This is a genomic window from Bradyrhizobium sp. AUGA SZCCT0158 (assembly GCF_018130065.1).
Taxonomy (GTDB): Bacteria; Pseudomonadota; Alphaproteobacteria; order Rhizobiales; family Xanthobacteraceae; genus Bradyrhizobium.
In genome coordinates this window covers 61,338-67,694 of record NZ_JAFCME010000031.1, presented here as the reverse complement: position 1 = coordinate 67,694, position 6,357 = coordinate 61,338, and the positions used below count along the sequence as shown (strand labels likewise).

Here is a 6,357-nt window from a genome sequence, read left to right as displayed (position 1 = left end):
TAACCCGACGGGCAAAATTCCACTTCCCTCGTCGGGCAAATCAGCGGTTTGAATCGTCGCGTCCCGCCCGACAAGAGGGGCGTGCGCACGTCACGAACGCGCGGCGGGATGCGGTGGACGTTTGTTGCGCCTGACGACGGCGTATACAGGCGTACGGCAAAACCGTGTGGTCCTGACGCCCGTTGCCGGCGTCAAGCTGTCGAAGAAGCGCGAGCGGAAACGGCAGCGACGGAGTCAACCAAGAACTCGTCTCCGGGGAGAGCACGATATAAGCCGTAAAGCCATTGCGCAGGGAAGGCCGGGTGTTCTCCGCTGCCCTGTATGCTCGTGTGCAGCCTACTTAGTGCAAACCGCACACGAGACCGCGGGTGCAGCGCGCACCCGGTCTTCCCTGCGCCCTCTCATTTGGAGGGCGGGAAGTTCCTGGCAAAGCTCGGGCGCAGTGCACCGCGAGAATGCGAAAGCGTGTTTGCGATGACCCATCCACGTCGTCCCGGGCTTGACCCGGGACCCATACGCCGCGGCCCATCGGTGAGAGCGCAGGCGTTGGATGCCTTCTATAACAACGAGCGCCGCGGAGTGGGTCCCGGCTCAAGGCCGGGACGACGAGTGTAGGTGCGCGGTGCACTTCCTACAGCAAATCCCCGCCCACAGCACTCGCCGTCGTGCCGTGCTCGCGGAACGCCTTGATGACGTTCTTGCCGATCTTCCACCGGTGCACTTCGTCCGGACCGTCGACCAGCCGCTGCGAGCGCACCTGCGTGTACCATTTGGCGAGCGGCGTATCCTGGCTGAAGCCGAGCGCGCCGTGGAGCTGGATCGCGGTGTCGATCACCTTGTGCACCATGTGCGCATGGTAGACCTTGGCGATCGAGTTCTCCTGCCGGATATCGAGGCCCTTCTCCGCCTTGTAGGCGATATGGAGGAGCATGAGCCGGCCGATATAGAGCTGCTCGGCGCAGTCGGCGAGCATGAACTGCACGGCCTGCCGGTCGGCGAGCAACTGGCCGAAGGTCGAGCGGTTGGTGATGTGGCCGACCGCCATGTCGAGCGCGCGCTGCGCCTTGGCGACGTTGTGCATGCCGTGGCGAAGGCGGCCATAGGCGAGGCGATGCTGGCCCATATTGAAACCGTTGCCTTCGCCGCCGAGCAGATTGTCGGCTGGCACTTTCAAATCCTTGATCTCGATCTCGGAGTGGCCGCCATGGATCGCGTCGGCATGCGGCCCCTCGATCGCCATGTTGGCGACGTTGCGCTTGATCTTGTAGCCGGGGTTCGGCAGTTCGACGATGAAGGTCGAGTGCTGCTTGTGGCGCGGCGCATTCGGATCGGTTCTGGCGACCACCAGCGCCATGTCGGCGACGCTGGCCGACGACGAAAACCATTTCTCGCCGTTGAGGATGTAGTTCTCGTTGCCGTCCTTCACCGCCGTGGTCTGCATGCCGGTGGCGTCGGCGCCGGCGGCCTTCTCGGTCATCGAGAAGCAGATGCGCTTGTCGCCGTTGAGGAGGGGTTTAAGGAACTTCTCCTTCTGATATTCCGTGCCATGGGCCAATATCGTCATCATCGAGGCGTCGTCGGGGCCCTGCGTGTTCATCGACAGCGCCCCGAGCATGCTCTCGCCGAGCTCCATCTGCACCAGCGCATTGGCGAGGGGCCCAAGGCCCATGCCGCCATACTCCTTCGGTACCCACGGGCACCACAGGCCCTGCGCCCGCGCCTTCTTGCGCAGCGGGCCCAGCACTTCAGCGAGCGGCTTGGTATCGAGTTCCTTCTCCGCCGGAATGCACTCTTCCTGCACCCATTTGCGGACCTTCTCGCGGATCGCCTTGGCTTCGGCCGGAATCTCGAAATCGATCGACATGGCACTTCCTCGCTTTTGCTTCTTGTTGGGCAGACTTGATGAATGGCATAAACCCGGGACGTGCCAGCGGCAACGCCAAACAATGTTTAAAGCAGCGGCCCGCCGCGAAGGGAGCGCTCACCATGCCTGATCTTGCCGACCTGTTTCCCGGCTACGCCTCCGAATGGATCAACACGTCAGCGGGCCGCATTTTCGCTCGCGTCGGCGGCAAGGGGCCGCCGCTGTTGCTGCTGCACGGCTTCTCGTCCACGCATGTGATGTGGCATCCGGTAGCATCACAGCTGGCTGACAAATTCACGCTGATCATCGCCGACCTGCCGGGCTACGGCTGGTCGGACATGCCGCGCACCGACGAACACCACACGCCCTACACCAAGCGCGCGATGGCCAAGGTGATGGTGGAGGCGATGGAGCAGCTCGGCCATGTGCATTTCGCGCTCGCCGGCCACGACCGCGGCGGGCGGGTGTCGTATCGTCTCGCGCTCGATCATCCCGGCCGGCTGTCGAAACTCGCCGTGCTCGATATCGCGCCGACTTATGACTACTGGGAGAAGCTGAACCGGCTCTCCGCGCTGAAAATTTATCATTGGGCGTTCCTGGCGCAGCCGCATCCGCTGCCGGAAACGCTGATCGACGGCCATGGCGAGTTTTTCCTCCGGCTGAAGATGGCGAGCCAGACCAAGAGCAAGACGCTTGACGCCATCGACCCGCGCGCGCTGGAGCATTACCTCGCGCCGTTCCGCGATCCCGCCCGCGTCCATGCGATGTGCGAGGATTACCGCGCCGGCGCCTATGCCGATTACGAGATCGACAAGGCCGATTTCGACACCGGCAAGAAGATCACGATCCCGATGCTGGCGCTGTGGGGCGACGCCGGCGTCGCCAGCGCCGCGACCACCCCGCTCGACACCTGGAAGAAGTGGGCGACCAACGTGCAGGGCGCACCGGTCGACAGCGGGCATTTTTTGCCGGAGGAGAATCCGGAGGTGACGGCGAGGTTGTTGAAGGAGTTTTTCACTGGCTAGTCATTCCCGTCATTGCCTGCGACAAACGCAAAGCGTTTGCGCAAGGGAGCGAAGCGACGAAGCAATCCATCCATCCGTTTTGCCGCGCGATGGATTGCTTCGCTTCGCTCGCAATGACGGGCGTGGGTGGCCGCTACCTCCTCACCCGGAAAAAATCCTTCAGCAGCGTCGCCGCCTCGGTCTCGCCGACCGACGAATACACTTCCGGCACGTGATGGCAGGTCGGCTGCGCAAAGAACCGCACGCCGGAATCGACCGCGCCGCCCTTCGGATCGGCGGCGCCGTAATAGAGCCGCCGGATCCGCGCGAACGAGATCGCGCCGGCGCACATCGTGCAGGGCTCGAGGGTGACATAGAGGTCGCAATCGACCAGCCGCTCGGTCCCGATGGCATCCGCGGCCTGCCGGATCGCCAAAACCTCGGCATGGGCGGTCGGATCGCGGTCGGTCAGGGTCCGGTTGCCGGCGGTGGCGATGACCTCATAACCCCGGACAATGACGCATCCGATCGGAACTTCGCCCGCCTTGGCGGCGTTTTTGGCCGTTTTGAGCGCCAAATCCATGAAAGAAGGGGCAGTCATCCCTCGTATCATCGGAAGAAACCTGCTACTAGAAGCGCCTTCAGCAAACGTGGATACCGGTTTTGCGTGAGATTGCGCCTTGAGCCAAGTGCGCGCGCGTTACCGCTATGTCAGCCGATCCACATCCGCCTGATCGCCATTTCAGCTACGAACGAGAGACTATTCATGCCCCGCGACAACGACAAAGACAACGATTCCCGCGGCCGGCGTGATCGCCCCGGTGGCGGCCAAGGCCGCGCCGGCGGAGGCAAAGGCCGCTCGGGCGCGGCCAGGGGTCCGGAGAAGAAATTCGCCAAGCGCGGCTTTGCCGGAAAAAGTGACGGCGACAAGCGCGACGGCGAGCGCCGTCCCTATGCCGGCAAATCCGACGGCGCGCGGTCGTTCGACAAGAAGCCCTATTCGGGCGGGGCTAAGCCCTACGCCGGCAAGCGTGACGGCGATCGTCCGCCGCGCCGCGATTTCGACGCGCCGCGCCCGCCGCGTGGCGACCGGCCGTTCCGCGATCGCAGCGAGGGCGGTGATCGTCCGCCGCGCTTCAACCGGGATGACCGTCCCCGTGGCGACCGGCCGTTTTCCAGCCGTCCGTCCCGTGGTGACGACGGCGAGAAGCGCTCGTTCAAGCCGCGCGAGGATCGTGGCGGCGAGAAGCGCCCGTACACGCCGCGCGGCGACCGGCCAAATTTCAATCGCGACGACCGTCCGCCGCGCCGGGACCGCGAGAGCGGCCCTCGGGATCGTGACGATGCGCGTCCGGCCTCGCGTTTCGGCGAGAAGAAATTCGGCGAGAAGCGTCCCTACACTCCGCGTGGTGAGGGTGGTGGTGAGAAGCGGCCGTATACGCCGCGTGGCGACGGCCCTCGCGGCGATCGTCCGGAACGAAAATTTGGCGGTGACAAGAAATTCTCCTCGCGCGGCGCGCCCGATCGCGGTCCGCGCAAAAGCTTTGGCGCTGATCGCAGCGATTCAAAGCCGTGGCAGAAGCGTGAAGATCGTGGCGGCCGGGATTCCCGCCCCGCCCGCGACGGTGCGCGCGGTTTCGACAAGCCGCGCTTCTCCCGCGACGATCGCGGCGGCGAAGAACGTCCGCGCTTCTCGCGTTCGCGCGAGGATCGTCCCGCTGGCGATCGCCCGAAATTCGACCGCCCGCGTCAGCGGCCCGAAGGCCGCACGGACTGGCAGGAACATCCGCGCAGCGACGCGCGTGACGAACGGCCGCGCCGCGAGAACGAGGACGACAGCAAGATCTTTGCAAAACGTCCGGCGTTCGGCGGCCGTGGCGCCTACCGTGAGCGCAAGACTGAATTTGAGAAACGGGGTCCGCAGCCACCGAAGGTGAAGAAGTCTGGCGAGCGAATTGCAAAAGTGGTGTCGCGCGCCGGCCTGGCCTCGCGCCGCGATGCCGAGGAATGGATCACGCAGGGCCGCGTCAGCGTCAACGGCCGCGTCATCAATTCGCCGGCGCTCGATGTCACCGTCAATGATGTAATCACCGTCGATGGCAAGCCGTTGCCGCCGCGCGAGCGCACGCGCCTGTTCATGTTCCACAAGCCGCGCGGCTTGATGACGACGCATGCCGATCCCGAAGGGCGGCCGACGGTATTCGATAATCTGCCCGAAGGCCTGCCGCGGCTGATCTCGATCGGGCGGCTCGATTTCAACACCGAGGGCCTGCTGCTGCTGACCAATGATGGCGGTCTGGCACGCGCGCTCGAACTGCCCGACACCGGCTGGCTGCGGCGCTACCGCGTCCGTGCCCATGGCGAAGTCACGCAGGCCCAGCTCGATGAACTGAAGAAGGGCGTCGAGGTCGACGGCGTCAAATACGGCTCGATCGATGCCACGCTGGAGCGCGACCAGGGCGCCAATGTCTGGCTGGTGTTTGCGATCCGCGAAGGCAAGAACCGCGAAGTGCGCAACGTGATGGCGCATCTCGGCCTCGAGGTGAACCGGCTGATCCGGGTCTCCTACGGCCCGTTCCAGCTCGGCGAACTCGCCGAAGGCGAGGTCGAAGAGGTCAAGACCCGCGTCCTGCGCGAGCAGCTCGGCGAGAAGATTGCGACGCTCGCAGGCGCCGACTTCAATCGGCCGATGCCGGGCGACAAGGAGCCAACGCCTCCCAAGCCCGTGACCCAGCGAGGCGTGATCGCCGACCGCAAGGGCCGCCGCGTGCTGGTGCAGCGCACCGGCAGCGAGGAAGCCCGCGCGCGCAACGAGGAAGAGGCCAATGGCTACGGCCCGCCGCGCCGCCCGCAGCGCGGCTATCACGGCAAGCGCGATCTGAAGCCGCGGGACGAGTAGTTGGGCTATGCGTGTCGTCGGCGGACGGTTGAAGGGTCGTAATCTGGCCTCGCCCTCATCGCGCGAGATCCGTCCCACCGCGGATCGCTTGCGCGAATCTGTGTTCAACATCCTCGCCCATGCCTATGACGATCCGATCGAAGGCGCGCGCGTGCTCGACCTGTTCGCGGGCACCGGCGCGCTCGGCATCGAGGCGACCTCGCGCGGTGCCGCGTTCACACTGTTCGTCGACAATGGCGCAGAAGCGCGGGCGCTGCTGCGCAACAATGTCGAGGCGCTCGGCCTCGGCGGCGTGACAAAAGTCTATCGCCGCGACGCCACCAATCTCGGCCCCGCGCATCCGATGGAGCCGTTCTCGCTGGTGTTCCTCGATCCGCCCTATGGCAAGGGACTCGCCGACAAAGCGCTGGCCTCGATGCGCGAAGGCGGCTGGCTGACGCCGGGCGCGCTGCTGATCGTCGAGGAGGCGAAGGCCGCGGCGTTCGCGGCACCCGAGGGATTCGAAGAGCTGGAGCGGCGGGCTTATGACGACACGGAGTTCGTGTTCTTGCGAGGTCCGTAGGGTGGGTTAGCGAAGCGTAACCCACCAA

At 65.2% G+C, this 6,357-nt stretch carries 5 protein-coding genes; 3 read left to right on the top strand and 2 right to left on the bottom strand.

Annotated elements, in window-relative coordinates:
• Positions 1–631 precede the first annotated feature (631 nt).
• Positions 632–1,864 (bottom strand): acyl-CoA dehydrogenase family protein, encoded by a 1,233-nt coding sequence (locus tag JQ574_RS30250; protein ID WP_212213062.1) that lies wholly within the window; start codon positions 1,862–1,864, stop codon positions 632–634.
• A 122-nt stretch (positions 1,865–1,986) separates the two neighbouring features.
• Here JQ574_RS30250 and JQ574_RS30245 point away from each other — a divergent pair, with 122 nt between their 5' ends.
• Positions 1,987–2,889 carry an alpha/beta fold hydrolase gene (locus JQ574_RS30245; RefSeq protein ID WP_212213059.1) on the top strand — a complete coding sequence of 301 codons (903 nt, stop codon included), beginning with the start codon at positions 1,987–1,989 and terminating at the stop codon, positions 2,887–2,889.
• Positions 2,890–3,022: 133 nt separating this feature from the next.
• On the opposite strand, the gene JQ574_RS30240 is transcribed toward JQ574_RS30245, so the two are convergent.
• Positions 3,023–3,481: a nucleoside deaminase gene (locus JQ574_RS30240; RefSeq protein ID WP_212034203.1), complete on the bottom strand. Its 459-nt coding sequence runs from the start codon at positions 3,479–3,481 to the stop codon at positions 3,023–3,025.
• Positions 3,482–3,634: 153 nt separating this feature from the next.
• On the opposite strand from JQ574_RS30240, the gene JQ574_RS30235 reads away from it, so the two are divergent.
• Together JQ574_RS30235 and rsmD are read left to right on the top strand one after the other, a co-directional pair.
• Positions 3,635–5,767 carry a pseudouridine synthase gene (locus JQ574_RS30235; RefSeq protein WP_212213056.1) on the top strand — a complete coding sequence of 711 codons (2,133 nt, stop codon included), beginning with the start codon at positions 3,635–3,637 and terminating at the stop codon, positions 5,765–5,767.
• 7 nt (positions 5,768–5,774) lie between these two features.
• A complete protein-coding gene (rsmD, locus tag JQ574_RS30230; RefSeq protein WP_212213054.1) occupies positions 5,775–6,329 on the top strand; it encodes a 16S rRNA (guanine(966)-N(2))-methyltransferase RsmD in 555 nt (184 codons plus the stop codon).
• The last annotated feature ends 28 nt before the right edge of the window (positions 6,330–6,357 follow it).